The 13,382-nt window shown below is 49.3% G+C and carries 9 protein-coding genes; 6 read left to right on the plus strand and 3 right to left on the minus strand.

Going from position 1 to position 13,382, the window contains the following annotated elements:
- Window positions 1-43: 43 nt before the first annotated feature.
- A complete protein-coding gene (locus Afil_RS01975) occupies window positions 44-2,434 on the plus strand; it encodes a hypothetical protein (RefSeq protein ID WP_230266847.1) in 2,391 nt (796 codons plus the stop codon).
- 171 nt (window positions 2,435-2,605) lie between these two features.
- On the opposite strand, the gene Afil_RS01980 is transcribed toward Afil_RS01975, so the two are convergent.
- Window positions 2,606-3,073, minus strand: coding sequence for a NifU family protein (locus Afil_RS01980; protein ID WP_230266848.1), 468 nt, complete (start codon window positions 3,071-3,073; stop codon window positions 2,606-2,608).
- Between the two features lie 134 nt (window positions 3,074-3,207).
- A complete protein-coding gene (locus tag Afil_RS01985; protein WP_230266849.1) occupies window positions 3,208-3,678 on the minus strand; it encodes a divergent PAP2 family protein in 471 nt (156 codons plus the stop codon).
- Window positions 3,679-3,832: 154 nt separating this feature from the next.
- Here Afil_RS01985 and Afil_RS01990 point away from each other — a divergent pair, with 154 nt between their 5' ends.
- The 4 genes from Afil_RS01990 to Afil_RS02005 all read left to right on the plus strand — a co-directional run bounded on the left by Afil_RS01990 (window position 3,833) and on the right by Afil_RS02005 (window position 8,411).
- The gene (locus tag Afil_RS01990; RefSeq protein ID WP_230266850.1) at window positions 3,833-5,107 is read left to right on the plus strand and encodes a glucose-6-phosphate isomerase; all 1,275 of its coding nucleotides are present in this window, start codon (window positions 3,833-3,835) and stop codon (window positions 5,105-5,107) included.
- 484 nt (window positions 5,108-5,591) lie between these two features.
- Window positions 5,592-6,911 (plus strand): hypothetical protein, encoded by a 1,320-nt coding sequence (locus Afil_RS01995; RefSeq protein ID WP_230266851.1) that lies wholly within the window; start codon window positions 5,592-5,594, stop codon window positions 6,909-6,911.
- A 172-nt stretch (window positions 6,912-7,083) separates the two neighbouring features.
- Window positions 7,084-7,443 carry an HTH domain-containing protein gene (locus Afil_RS02000; protein ID WP_230266852.1) on the plus strand — a complete coding sequence of 120 codons (360 nt, stop codon included), beginning with the start codon at window positions 7,084-7,086 and terminating at the stop codon, window positions 7,441-7,443.
- Window positions 7,444-7,454: 11 nt separating this feature from the next.
- Window positions 7,455-8,411 carry an IS3 family transposase gene (locus Afil_RS02005; protein ID WP_255658141.1) on the plus strand — a complete coding sequence of 319 codons (957 nt, stop codon included), beginning with the start codon at window positions 7,455-7,457 and terminating at the stop codon, window positions 8,409-8,411.
- A gap of 114 nt (window positions 8,412-8,525) precedes the next feature.
- Here the strand turns inward: Afil_RS02005 and Afil_RS02010 are convergent, their stop codons facing one another.
- Window positions 8,526-9,248, minus strand: coding sequence for a helix-turn-helix domain-containing protein (locus Afil_RS02010; protein WP_230266854.1), 723 nt, complete (start codon window positions 9,246-9,248; stop codon window positions 8,526-8,528).
- Between the two features lie 531 nt (window positions 9,249-9,779).
- Here Afil_RS02010 and nifJ point away from each other — a divergent pair.
- Window positions 9,780-13,313: a pyruvate:ferredoxin (flavodoxin) oxidoreductase gene (gene nifJ / locus Afil_RS02015; protein WP_230266855.1), complete on the plus strand. Its 3,534-nt coding sequence runs from the start codon at window positions 9,780-9,782 to the stop codon at window positions 13,311-13,313.
- Window positions 13,314-13,382: the final 69 nt, after the last annotated feature.

Consider the following 13,382-nt stretch of genomic DNA (forward strand, 5'->3'; position numbering starts at 1 on the left):
GTGCAGTCCGTATATTTTTCGACTGCCGAAAGGGGAGAGCAAAATGGCACTGACAAAAGAGAAGATTCTGGTCTGGATGTCCGCCGTTAAAGACGAGCAGATGCAGACGATCTGTCTGATGGCCTGGCCGGCAGGAAGAAAAAAGGATCTGTATGCCCGTCTGCAGACTGCTGCGGCGAAAAAAGTGCGCGGTCAGCGTCTGGACTCGCTTTCCTTGCAGGAAGCAGACGATGCCTCTATTCCGTATTTAATGGAATATGTGCAGGCGGTTCGAAACCTTCCCTCCCTGTTTGTCTTCGCAGCGAAGTGCGGACGAAAAGGTGCGCTGGCCATGGATGAGGCGTTAAAAGAAGCCGCGCAGGCACTGAAAACGCACTGGCCGCAGGCGCAGTTTGAAGTGTTCAGCGACGAAAAGCAGATTCGCTCTAGCCACGTTCAGTCGTGGATGCGCAAATACCAGCTCGATGGCCAGGCCGTCTCGATGGATGAGGAAAATTCGAGAGCGCTCAAAACGGCTGCGCTGCTCGGCTCTGTCCTTTTTCTCGAAACCAGACCGAATGTCCAGAAAGAGGATCCAGACGCTTTACTTGAATCGAATGAGCCTGCTTCGCGCTGGAGTGAGGAGAGCCTGAAGTCCTTGCAGGCGCAAAACGAAAAGCTTCGCCTGCACGTACAGATCGATCCGTCCTGGCATCTTCTGGATGTTGAAGATGTGTATGCGAAGCTGCTCGCACAAAATAACGGCTCCCATATGGCACAGGATAAGTCATCCAAAGCCCGCCCCGTCAAAAAGGCGGGGAAAAAGAAAGCGACTCCCAAAAAGGAAAGCGACAGATCGGGAGAATCCCTTGCTGCAGGTACGCTTTCGAGCGATTCCGCTGACGAAAAAACGCTTCGGGCTCAATTCGCGGTGCTTTTTGCGTTGCAGCCGCAATGGAAAAAAGGGTCACTTCTCGAGCGCTGGATGAAAAAGGGCCTGCAGCCTGGAACACTTGAAGCGCTCGTTGAACTTGCCGGCAAGCAGATGCCCTATGAAAGTCTGTCGACGCTGAATCCCGCCAAAATCGAAGCCCAGTACGGAAAGCTGATGGAAGAGCAGGACCGGAAAAATCAGTCTCTGGATGAACAGGCTCTGAAAAAAACCGAAAGCCGGGTACTGACAGGTATTCAAAAACTGGAGAAAACGATTCTCGATGGTGCTCTTCCCAAACGGGCTGAATGTCTGGCTTCCTATTTTGAACAGGACGCGTTTCAAAACGATCTGAAAACCCGTGTCCGAACGGTCCTAACCGAATGGAGCGCGGCTTCGCTTTCAAACCCGCCGCGGAAAAGTCTGCTTCTGATTGAAGAAGAAAACGGTCTGTACGGGTACTGGCTTTATGACGCATTGAATTTTTCTATGCGTCTGGGCGATCCAGATGTTTTCAGAGAGATCGAAAACGAGCGTTCGATCCATATGGAATACGATCAGCTTGGCGACTGGATTTCAAAGATCAGTAAAATACGTCCGCTCTGTCGGATTTACGCCTGTCCTTCCGTATTAAAAGGCATTCGCCGTCATCTTCTTCTGGAAAATGCCTACCTTCCGCTTTCGGTCCTGACGGATGAACAGGAAAAACAGCTTCGTCAGATCCAGACAATTACCAAAGATGGAAACGACAGCGATCGCGCCGCCGGGACAGCTGATCCGCAAAACCTTCTGTTCTTATCGGATAAAGGCATGCAGACCGAAGGGCCTGCTGTGTCGTTTCTGGATCCGGAAACCTTTGATCGCCTGAGTCGGAAAGAGAAAAAGCGGCTGCTCGATCTGCCGCTTGAACTCGATGAACTTCGACTGACCGCCAGACTTCTGCTTGCGGGCGTTTCCTTTTTGGAAATGCAGGATACGCTGCAGCAGCAAGGAAGTCTGCTTCGTCTGGCCGATCGTGTGCTCCTGCCGTATCCAAAACGAAAATGGGTTGAAGAAATTCGTAACCCGGAAATCGCACAGATCTTCCTTTCCAAATCGCTGAAGCCTTCTGCAAGGCAGGAAATCATTTCGCTGGTCCACGGCGGACTTTCTGGAAAGTGGATGAACGAGAATCTGCATTCGAATATGAGTGCAGCGAAAATTGAGCGGATCGTCAAGGGCTATCCCGGAAATCGCCTGCCCAGAGGCTGGATCGATGCCGCGCAAAAAGTCGAAGAAATCCAAACGGGAAAGGATCCCGAAAATGAAGGGGAAGAATATCCTTCCGCTTCTTCGAAATGGATCGTTCTGGATTCCGTTCTGGCCGGGCAGATGCTCGATAAACGCGCTGCCTTCTTTCCTGAATCGAGTGCTCTGCAGAGGATGGAACAGCTGGCCCTGCTGGATGCTTCGCTGGCTTCAAACGTCCTGCTCGAAACCATTGCCCAATGGGATACGAAACTACAAGACCAGACGGAAGACTGACCGTCTGGTTTTTGTTTTGCCAAGTTTCGATGAGCAGATCCTGGCGAGGAGGACGCTTGAATTTGAAACCGGGAAGCAGGAAAGGATAAAGAAAAGCCGGTCACATGGACCGGCCAGACTTTTAAAGGGACTGGGAAATCGAGCAGAACACAAGGAAAAAGGGTTTATCGATTAAGCGCCGACGAGTACGACTTCCTTAAGTTCCGGGAATTCATCCAGCAGAAGCAGACGGATTCCCGTCGAGAAATCTTCACCGGCCATCATGCATCCGGCGCACGCACCCAGGAAGGTGACGTAGGCGATGCCGTCTTCGTCAATGCCCAGCAGCTGCACGTCGCCGCCGTCCATCTGAATGTACGGACGAATCTTTTCGACAATGCCTTCGGCGCGTTCTTCCCAGACGTTGCGCTGTTTGCGGGTCAGCTTTTCGCCTTCCGCAAGCGGATGAATTGTATAGGTGCCGTCGTCTTCGCTGACGACTTTATGCTCAGCCGATGCGGCAGCGTCTTCTGCGCTGGCGTTTTCACTGGCTTCTGCCTTCGCGTTTTCTGTATTTTCTTCAACGGATTCGGCTGCTTTGGGAGCAGCTTCCGTTTTTACTTCTTTTTCATCGGATTGAAGATCTTTTGTTTCGGACATGACAGTTCCTTCCTTTCCTTAAAAGACTGAATCATTGGATCATAAAAAAGATTTTAATCCCAAACTGGATTCCGGTTCAAAAAACTCTTTGAATGGATTTGGGCGAAAGGGGCGGTGTGACTGAATTGCCGGGTCTACATGGACCAGAGAAAGACTGGGGCCATAAGAAAGGGAATGAGCAGACCGAGAATAAAGCCGCCGACGACTTCGACAATTTTGTGACCAAGAACCGTCTTGAGTTTCTGCGTATAGAGCGGGCTGTTTAAAGAGAGCGTGCCTGAAGAGCGAAGATCCTTGATCAGCTCCTGAGTCAGTTCAATATTCTTGCCCGTGTAATAGCGAACATGGCACGCGTCGTACATGACGATCAGGGAAAATACTGCGGTAACCGCAAAGAGCGCGGAGTTGAAGCCTTCCTGCATGCCAATCGCAATCGACAGAGCGGTCACGGTTGAAGAATGCGAGGAGGGAAATCCGCCGGACGCAATCGCCTGACTCCAGTCCCATTGACCAGTACGGAAATAATGTACCGGAATTTTGAGAATCTGCGCGAGAAAGGCGGAAAACAGCGCGGTCAGCAGCGGGAAAAGAGATGAAGGAAGCATAATTTCTCCTCACGGCTCATCATGAACCGCTTTTATTGTACCCGCTCTGAAAAAATGCGGACGTTTTTTGCGCAGGTGCTCTTCGACAGGCTGAGGGCGCTTTCCTTTGTTTTGAAAATGGTATACTACCCGTGTCAGTCAGGAGGAAAAAATTTTGATTAAACTTGATCTGTCTCACGCAAAACTGAACGAGGCCTGCTCAGCCTGGAAAGACCAGGTTGCCATGTACGACAAACAGCTCGTCGAAGGCACCTGCAAAGGCAACGACTTCATCGGCTGGATGACCTGGTTCGAAGACTATGACCGCGATGAATTCGCCCGCATCAAAGACTGCGCAAAGCGCATTCAGAAAAACAGCGACGTTCTCGTTGTCTGCGGCATCGGCGGAAGCTATCTCGGCCCGCGTGCTGCAATTGAAATGATCAACGGTCTTTACCCCGAAGACCAGAAAGTAGAAGTCATCTACACCGGAAACACTTTCTCTTCTACCTACATTGCTCAGGTGATGAACTACATCAAGGACAAACGCGTAACGGTAAACGTTATTTCCAAGTCCGGAACTACGACCGAAACATCCATCGCGTTCCGTATTCTTGAACAGTTCATGCACGAAAAATACGGAGATGAAGCGAAAAACCGCATTGTCGCAACGACCGACCGTGCCCGCGGCACCCTCAAAACGCTTGCCGACAAAAAAGGCTACGAAACCTTTGTCATCCCAGATAATATCGGCGGACGCTTCTCTGTAATTACTCCAGTCGGTCTGCTTCCAATCGCCGTTGCTGGCATCAGCATCGATGATCTGATGAAAGGTCTCGCTGACGGCATGAAAGAATACGGCGACGCCGATGTCGACAAGAACCCGGCTTACCAGTATGCCGTTGCCCGCCGCATTCTGCAGAACATGGGCTACGATGTAGAACTTTTCGTAGAATACGAACCGCAGATGCAGAAAGTCGCTGAATGGTGGAAACAGCTCTTCGGCGAATCCGAAGGCAAGGACGGTCTGGGTATTCTCCCGGATTCCGCTGTCTTCTCGACCGATCTGCACTCCCTTGGCCAGTTCGTTCAGGACGGCAAGAAAGTTCTGTTTGAAACGAACCTGTACGTCGATCAGCCAGCCCTCGACATCACCTTCCCGCACGATGACGAAAACCTGGACAACATGAACTATCTCGCCGGCAAGAGCATTGACTGGGTCAACAAGATGGCTGCCAAAGGCACCCTGCAGGCCCATGAAGTGACCGGAAATGTTCCAAACATTCTCATGACTATGCCAGGCATGACCGCTTACGATTTCGGCAACATGTGCGCCTTCTTCTTCAAGGCCATCGCTATGACTACGCTGCTCAACGGATCCAACCCGTTCAACCAGCCAGGCGTTGAAGTCTACAAGAAGAACATGTTCAAACTGCTCGGCAAAGAATAGTCGAGAGTTCAGGCAAGCGCGTTTCCATTTCGAAAACCCGTTTTGATTCCCCAGAGATGAGCAGACTGTCTTCAGTTCGCTCATTTTTTTTGCGCTTTCTTAAAAAGACAGCCGGATCCAGGAAGGATGCGTTCGATCCGGACGCAGAAAAGCGCAAAATGGAAATCCGGCAGGGCTGCTTTCAAAAAGCCGGCCTAAGCGCGGGTTCAGCGAATGGAAAACGTCAAAAGTATGGAATACGTTTGACATAAAATACAACGTGACATGAAAAAATAAACAATCTGCCCATTTTCCTCCTTTACCGGGTATATGTTGGATACGTATTGCCCGGCTATGGATTTGACAATCCGGAAAATGTGCAGATTTTTCCTTTGGGTAAGGCAGAACAGGCGTCTTCGAGGACTTCGAAGAATATGCCCTTTTTGTGAACTGCAGGATCACGAATGACAGTCCGGGAATACAGAGAGGAAAAGGAGAAGAAAGGATGAAGAAAAGGAAAATGCCGCTTGCCGAATGGCTGTCGATTAAAGTGGCGAAAAATCCGTCGCAGGTCGTACTGGCGATCATTTTGCTGTTCAACGTGATTTTCTTTCTGGTCGCCGCTCTGATCATCGACAACCTGGCGCTGCCGGGAACGGAAACGCTTGGCTTCTGGGAGTCGCTCTACTATTCCGTCATGATGGTACTCGATGCGGGCAACGCGGATACCGTTGTGGATATGGCGACCGGATCCAAGAAAGTTCTGGCGGTCGTATGCATTGTGATTGTCATCATCGGCATGGTGATTTTTACCGGCGCCGTGATCGGTTACATTACCAACTACATTTCCGACTTTGTGGACAACTCGTGTACGGGAAATCATGCACTGAACATTTCCGGTCATCTCGTCATTCTGAACTGGAATAACCGGGCTTCGGAAATTATCAACGACCTGCTGTTCTGCCCGACTCCGCAAAAAGTTGTCGTTCTGACCGACGGTCAGGTGGAAGAGATCAAAAAGGAAATCAGCGAACGCATACAGGATACGATTCACCGGGAAAATACCAGGCTGCACAGAAAATGCCAGAAAATGGGATGGCTGGAAGGGAATATGTATTACCGGCGCAACCGGATTTATGACAATCTGACGGTGATCGTTCGGCAGGGCGATGTCTTTTCTTCCAAGCAGCTCAACGATATTGCCTTAAAGCACTCCCGTGCGGTCGTCATTCTCGTCAATGACACAGCAGGGCGCGTATGCAAGTTTGAACAGAGAGATCTGGAACAGGAAAAGCAGAAAGGCAATCCGCAGATCATCAAGACGCTTATGCAGGTAGCGGACATCACATCCAGTCAGGAATCGGATGACGATCAGAAAATTATTGTCGAAATTTCCGATCCCTGGACGGAAAAGCTCGTAGAAAAAATCATTCATTACAAACAGGTGCGGGGCAAATGCAATATCGTACCGATTCGCGTCCACGAAGTGCTCGGCCGCATTCTCTCCCAGTTCTGCCTGATGCCTGAACTCAATAAGGTCTATACCGAACTGTTCTCCAACCAGGGAACTACGTTTCAGGTCGAGGAGCGAACGGTGTTTGATGATCCAGCCTATATCAGCGAATATCTGCCGTCCCATCCCTGCGCGATTCCGCTCAGTTCGATGGACTCCGGCGGCCGTCATTATTTCTTCTATTCGGCTTCGGATGAGAAGTACATGAAAGTCACCGAACCGGCCCGGAAATGCCATGTCACGGCTAAACTCAATCCCGATTACTGGATTGAGCAGAAAAACGTCATTATCCTCGGGCACAATTCCAATTAAACTGTACCTCGTAATCTGGACACAAAATAGAGAGTAACCCTGTCCTATGGACAGACAAAACAGAGTGTTCCCGATTACAGTACAGTTCTTCTTTTTCTAAAACGCTCTCGTGTCTGATCCGTGTAAATGAGACACTACCTGTATCAACTATCCGCTGCAGGAGGTAATCAACATGACAAGTCGCCGTTTTACTGATGAGGAGATCAGACTCCTCGAAGCCAATCCCAATACTCAGTTCGTTTCCGATTCCATGATCCGTTTCACCCAGGAATTCAAAGACGAACTCTGGCAGGCTCTTCAAAATGGATCCAGCCCTAAAGCCTTCTTCAGGAATAAGGGGTATGATCCCAAAATTCTTGGAGATTCCAGAATCTATAACGCTGCAGACAGGTTAGCCCGTAAGAAAGCTAAGCAGACCGTTTCTCCAGACCAGTCAAAGGATGTTGAAAGCCTTTCTGCTGAGATCAGAAGTCTAAAAGCAGAGCTGAATGCTCTAAAAAAAATTATCTTACTGGCCAATTCCAGGAAGTAGAGGCACTTGTCATGAATGTACCCAGCAGTAGATTTCGGCTGATTCAGTCAATCTGCAGTGATCCGGATAACCATATGTCTGTCTCTGAGCTCTGCGCCCTGAACAATGTCAGCCGCTCTGGTTATTACAACTGGCTGAAACAGGAAGAAGCCCGGAGAGCCCGTGAAGAGCAGGATCGCAAAGACTTTGAGCTAATTCTTGGAGTGTTTACCTCAAACCGATATCCAAGAGGAGCACAGGGCATTTACATGGGTTTGCAGCACCAGGGGATTACGATGAACCTCAAGAAAATCAGACGTCTTATGAAGAAATTCCATCTTGTCTGCCCGATACGTAAGGCAAATCCGTACCGCCGTATGGCCAAAGCACTGAAAACCAGTAATGTCGCACCTGACCTGGTAAAGCGGGAATTTGAGCTGCATGGTCCCCACTCAATCCTTCTGACAGACATTACTTATATCCAGTATTCCGGATCCGCCTGCTATCTCTCAACAATTCTGGATGCGTATACCAAGCAGATTCTGGCATGGCGTCTCAGCCCTTCACTGGAAGTGGATTTCGTCATGGAAACGGTCAAAGATCTGATGAAGAACCACGGATCTGAACTTAATACAGACTCCATCATTCACTCCGATCAAGGCTGCCACTATACCAGCTACAGCTTTATTGATCTGGTAAGGAGCCACAAGCTGCGCCAATCGATGAGCCGCCGTGGAAACTGCTGGGATAACGCACCAATCGAGAGTTTTCACGGCCACATGAAGGATGACCTTAAAATCAGAATCAAGGCGATGTCTTCATTCGATGAGGTAAAGGCCGCAATCACAGAATGGCTCGATTACTACAACAACAGACGTTATCAGTGGCAGCTGGCCAGGCTGGCTCCCAACGAGTTTTACCAGTACCAGGTAACAGGTGTATATCCGATTTCCGGAGTTACCGTTCCCTCAGAACACCTGGATTCCTAAGGAGTTCTGAGGGGAAAAATCGGCGGTGCCCCTCCCGGAAGACCCAGTGCAGTTCGCTTAACCAAAAGACCAGTCATTGACCAGAGGTAAAGATACAGATAGTTTTACTCTCTTTTAAATTGTCCTTGACTTGGGGTACCCTTCATACCACTTCTCATACCACTTCCTTTCTGCTTGTTCGAGTTTTTTTAACAGAAGATTCTCCCTTCGCAGAAGTTCATTTTCTGACTCCAGCTGTTTGATTCGTCGTGAAGCCATTTCCTCATTTGTCAGATCCGCTTCCTGCTTTCGCTTTCCTCGATGGTCTTCCAGCGCTTCGTTGCCCTGGCTGGCAGCCTTCCGGACCCAGTTATAAATCTGTGTATACGTGCAGCCAAAATGATGAGCGGTTTTCTGATAATCCTTATCATTTTCAAGACACCACTTTACCGCTTCGATTTTCTGCTCTTTGGTGAATGATTTTGCGGATTGCTTCTTCTTACGATTTGCCACTTTAGTTCCTCCTTTATTTGGAGAAATAGTATCGGCTTTCATCCAGTCTCGGATTACTGAGACAGCAGAAATATGATATTTCAGACAGAGTTGACTCAAAGATGCTTGCCCTGAACGATATTCCGCAATCACTTTCTGTTTCAGCTCAGAAGAATATTCTTTATTTACGCTAGGTGTGATCAATCCCGTGGCAGCATCACGCATATAGATCCCAACCCATTTGGTGATCGTGTGCGGATCAAGAATGCCGTACTGTTTGCAGAGTTCACCAGACCCCACACCGGAGATATATTGTTGAACACATTCCAGCTTGGTTTCAGGAGAAAATTTGGATTTTCGTCCCATAAGAAAAGCTCCCTTTCTAGAAGAACACGTTTGTATAATTCACGTGTCTGTTCGCCGGGGAGCTTATCAAACTGCTTCCGCAGAAGTGGGCATGCGTTCTTCTTTCTGAGTTTTATTTTTTATGGTCTGGAAGACGATTTTTGCGGACAGGTTCTAAGCCGAATCGAGCACGTAAATCATCCGATTCGTACAATGGATAGCCCGGCTGAGGAAGGGGCAAAAAGGGCATGGGCTTTCAATTTTTTCAATGTCTGGCGTGAGAATTTCGAATCCTGTAAAGAAGAATGGCCGGAACGTATAAAGATTTACCATTGTTCGAAAAGATTACAGTAAATGTAAAAACAACTGTATGTAAAGGCTTACAGATATTTACACTTTTGTGCAGTCCGAAGAAAGCGCATAAAGACACCCTGTGTTAAGTTGGACTAACCGCGTGAACGGGCCGGCCAATTGAATTCACTTTCAAAAAGAATTGCGTTGCGTCATAATAAACACGTATGTAGATACATTCAAAAGGAGGAAATACTCTACATGGCAGAAAAAGTAGAAAAAATTTTCCAGTCCATGGATGGTAACACAGCTGCTGCCCATAACGCCTATGCGCTGACGGACATGAGCTGCATTTACCCGATCACACCATCTTCCCCGATGGCTGAATCCATGGATGCCTGGGCTAGCCAGGGCCGCAAGAACACTTTCGGTGAAGTCGTTAAAATTGCGGAACTGCAGTCTGAAGCCGGTGCATCCGGTGCCGTTCACGGTGCTGCACAGGCCGGTGTTCTCCCAACAACATTTACCGCATCTCAGGGTCTTCTTCTGATGATCCCGAATATTTACAAATGGGTTGGTGAAAACCTTCCAGTTGTACTTCACGTTGCGGCTCGTTCCCTTGCAAGCCGTTCTCTGAACATTTTCGGTGACCACTCTGACGTATATGCTGTTCGTCAGACCGGTATCCCAATGCTGGCCAGCCATTCCGTACAGGAAGTCATGGACCTTGCCGGTGTTGCTCACCTTGCCGCCATCAAGGCCCATACACCGTTCCTTCACTTCTTCGACGGTTTCAGAACTTCTCACGAAGTAGACAAGATCGAAGTTTTCGATACAGACAAATACAAAGATCTGATCGACTACGAAGCTCTTGCTGAATTCAAGAAAAACGCTATGCAGCCGCATACGAACCCTGTTACACGCGGTGCCAACGAAAACGATGACATCTTCTTCCAGGGCGTAGAAGCTCGCAACGCACACTATGCAAACGTACCTGCAATCGTAGCTGACTACATGAAGAAAATCAGCGAGATCACAGGCCGTGAATATGCTCCTTTCACTTACTATGGTGATCCAGAAGCAGAAAACATCATCATCGCTATGGGTTCTGTAACCGAGACCGCTAAGGAAACCATCGATGAACTGAACAAAGCCGGTGAAAAAGTCGGCATGATCAAAGTTCATCTGTTCCGTCCGTTCTCCACAGAATACCTGGTTGACGTTCTTCCTTCCACCGTTAAGAAAATTGCTGTTCTTGACCGTTCCAAAGAAGGCGGCGCCCTCGGCGAACCTCTGTACCTCGATGTTGTAGCTGCTCTCAAGGACAAAGACATCCAGATCATCGGCGGACGCTATGGTCTTGGAAGCCACGATACAGCTCCAAAACACATCAAGGCTGTATTCGATCACCTCAAAGGCGACGAACTCAAAAACGGATTCACCCTCGGTATCGTGGACGATGTTACCAACACATCCCTCCCGTTCGATGATTCCTTCGTAATTGATGACGGCAAGACAACCGAGTGCCTCTTCTGGGGTCTTGGATCTGACGGTACTGTATCCGCCAACAAGTCTTCCATCAAAATCATCGGTGACAACACCGACATGTACGCTCAGGGCTACTACGCTTACGACTCCAAGAAGGCCGGCGGCGTAACGCGTTCCCACCTGCGTTTCGGAAGCGAACCAATCCATAAAACGTACTACATCAACAACGCCGACTTCATTTCCGTATCTCTGGACTCCTACATGTTCAAATACGATCTGGCCAACAACCTGAAGAAAGGCGGAACCTTCCTGCTCAACACTTCCTTTGACAAGGACGAAATCGTTAAGCACATGCCTAACCGTCTGAAAAAGGAACTCGCTGACAAGGATGCTAAGTTCTACATCATCGATGCCAACAAGATTGCCGGCGAAATCGGAATGGGTCGTCGTACCAACACCATTCTGCAGTCTGCATTCTTCGCGCTGAACCCTCAGATTCTGCCATACGACACAGCTGTTGATCTGATGAAGAAAGCAGCGAAGAAATCCTATGGCAAGAAGGGCGACGATATCGTTCAGCTCAACTACAAAGCCATCGACATGGGTAAAGACGGACTTGTTGAAGTTGCAGTAGACAAAGCCTGGTCTGACCTGCCTGTAAGCGAACTCCGTCAGCCGACCGGCAACGCTTACTGGGATGAATATGCAGCTCGCATCAACGGCCTCGAAGGCTACAACATGCCTGTTTCCTCCTTCACCAAACACGGTGTTCTTGACGGAACCATGCAGAACAACGCTGCATTCAACGAAAAACGTGCCATCGCCGTTAAAGTTCCGGAATGGGATCCTGAAAACTGCATTCAGTGCGGATTCTGCTCCTTCGTCTGCCCGCATGCTACAATCCGTATCTTCGCGCTGACACCGGAAGAAGTAAAAGACGCTCCGATGGAATTCGCTACGCTGCCTCTGATGGGCAAGAAAGATACCGACCTGCGTTTCCGCGTTCAGGTATCTCCAAGCAACTGCGTAGGCTGCGGTCTGTGCGTTTCTGAGTGCCCGGGCAAAAAAGGCAACAAAGCCCTCAAGATGGTTGATGTCAACTCCCAGCTCGAGTACGATCCGCTGGCTGACTACCTCTTCAAGCACACCGAATACAAATCCGATCTGTTCCCGAAATCCACAATCAAGGGTTCCCAGTTCCAGATGCCTTACTTCGAAGTACCTGGATCCTGCCCAGGATGCGGTGAAACGCCTTACTACCGTCTGGCTTCCCAGCTCTTCGGTAAAGACATGCAGATTGCCAACGCTACAGGATGCTCGTCCATCTACTGCGGTGCCAACCCGTCTACTCCGTTCGTAAAAGACAAAGACGGCAACGGAACTGCATGGGCAAACTCCCTGTTCGAAGACAACGCTGAATTCGGTTACGGTATGGCTCTTGCCAACAACCTGAACAAGGCGAAGATCCTGAAGATCATGGAAGACAACCTGGATAAGGTTGCTCCGGAACTGAAGGAAAAAATGGAAGCGTACATCGCTGCAGGCAACGATCGCGACAAACAGAGAGCTCTTGAACCAGAAATCAAGAAACTCGTCGCAGAAGCTGACTACGATGAAGACGTTAAGTCCCTCGCTGGATATGACCTGGTTGACAAGTCCAACTGGATCGTCGGCGGCGACGGATGGGCTTACGATATCGGATACGGCGGACTTGACCACGTTCTGGCGAACAACGTAAACGTAAACGTCCTCGTTCTGGATACCGAAGTTTACTCCAACACAGGCGGACAGGCTTCCAAGTCTACTCCGAGATCCTCTGTTGCTAAATTCGCTGCTGGCGGTAAGACCACTGCGAAGAAAGACCTTGGCCAGATTGCCATGACTTACGGACACGTATATGTTGCTTCCGTCTGCATGGGTGCTGACAAGAACCAGACTCTGAAAGCCTTCCAGGAAGCTGAAGCTTACGATGGACCATCCCTGATCATCGCTTACGCACCTTGCGCTGAGCACGGTATCAAGGGCGGCCTCGGCAACCATCAGCAGGTTCAGAGAGAAGCTGTTGAATGCGGATATGTTGACCTGTACCGTTACAACCCGGAAAACAAGGAACACCCGCTCACAATTGACTCCAAGAAAGAACCTGACTACTCCAAGATGGAAGCCTTCATGCTCAAGGAAGCTCGCTATGCACAGCTGGCTAAACTGAAAGGCAAAGAAGAATCCGATGCAATGTTCGCAAAAGCTGCTGCTGATGCAAAACGTCGCAGAGATCGTCTGAAAGCCATCGAAAAAGAAGGACTCTAAGTCGAACGTTTCGCTGAATCCTACTGAATAAACAACTGGACCGATTCTTTTCGTAAGAAACGGTCCTTT

It is taken from the genome of Allobaculum fili (genome assembly GCF_020969955.1).
Taxonomy (GTDB): domain Bacteria; phylum Bacillota_I; class Bacilli_A; order Erysipelotrichales; family Erysipelotrichaceae; genus Allobaculum; species Allobaculum fili.